This window comes from Microbacterium karelineae, assembly GCF_009745985.1.
GTDB classification, from domain to species: Bacteria; Actinomycetota; Actinomycetes; order Actinomycetales; family Microbacteriaceae; genus Microbacterium; species Microbacterium karelineae.
Genome location: NZ_WFIX01000079.1, coordinates 1 through 1,187, shown reverse-complemented (window position 1 = coordinate 1,187; position 1,187 = coordinate 1). Strand labels below are relative to the sequence as shown.

The 1,187-nt window shown below is 38.9% G+C and carries 1 protein-coding gene; it reads left to right on the top strand.

Going from position 1 to position 1,187, the window contains the following annotated elements:
* Positions 1-1,187, top strand: a 1,187-nt coding sequence (gene infB, locus GB932_RS21990; RefSeq protein ID WP_156758915.1) for a translation initiation factor IF-2, incomplete at both ends; no start/stop codon positions are given.

Genomic DNA, 1,187 nt, shown 5'->3' with positions numbered 1-1,187 from the left:
ACAAACAAAAGAAGCAATTGCTCACGCACAGGCTGCAGGAGTACCAATGATTATTGCTATCAACAAAGTAGATAAGCCGAATGCAAACCCGGACAACATCCGTCAGCAGTTATCAGGATTAAATCCGCCGGTTTTAGTAGAAGAATGGGGTGGAAATGTTCAGGCACAGGAGATCTCGGCTAAATTCGGTAATAACGTAGATGTATTGTTGGAAAAAGTTTTATTACAGGCTGAAATGCTTGAGTTGAAAGCGAATCCTGACCGTGCAGCAAACGGAGTTGTTATTGAAGCATCTTTAGATAAAGGTAGAGGTTATGTAGCAACAATGTTGGTACAGACCGGAACTTTAAGAGTAGGTGATTATGTAGTAGCAGGTAAAAATCATGGTAAAGTAAAAGCTTTGCTTGATGAAAGAGGAAAAAATCTAAAAGAAGCAGGGCCATCAATTCCTGCAACAATCTTAGGTTTGGATGGAGCGCCTACTGCAGGTGATAAATTCCGTGTGTATGCTGATGAAAGTGAAGGTAAAGCAATTGCCAATAAGAGAGAGCAGCTACAGAGAGAATTATCAATCAGAACCAAGAAGCATACAACCCTTGAAGAATTGGGTAGACGTATTGCTTTAGGAGAATTCAAAGAATTGAACATTATCCTTAAAGGAGACGTGGATGGTTCTGTAGAAGCTCTTTCTGATCAGTTACAAAGATTATCAACAGAAGAAATCAGTGTTAAAATTCTTCACTCAGGTGTTGGACAGATTACAGAATCTGATATCAACTTAGCCGCAGCATCCGATGCTATTATCATTGGATTTAACGTGAGAGCAGGTGCTAATGCTAAAGAACTTGCAGATCGTGAGGAAATTGAAATCAGAACGTATTCTGTAATCTATAAAGCAATTGATGAGGTAAAAGAAGCGATGGAGGGAATGCTTTCTCCGGAAATTCAAGAGCAGGTGATTGGTAATGTTGAAATCCGTGAGGTTTTCAAGATTTCTAAAGTAGGAACAATTGCAGGTTGTATGGTTCTTACCGGAAAAGTAACGAGACAGTCTAAAGTACGTTTGTTAAGAGACGGTATTGTTAAATTCGATGGGGAACTTGAAAGTTTGAAACGTTTCAAAGATGATGTTAAAGAAGTAACGAAAGGTTACGAATGTGGTCTGAATCTGAAAGGTTATAATGACA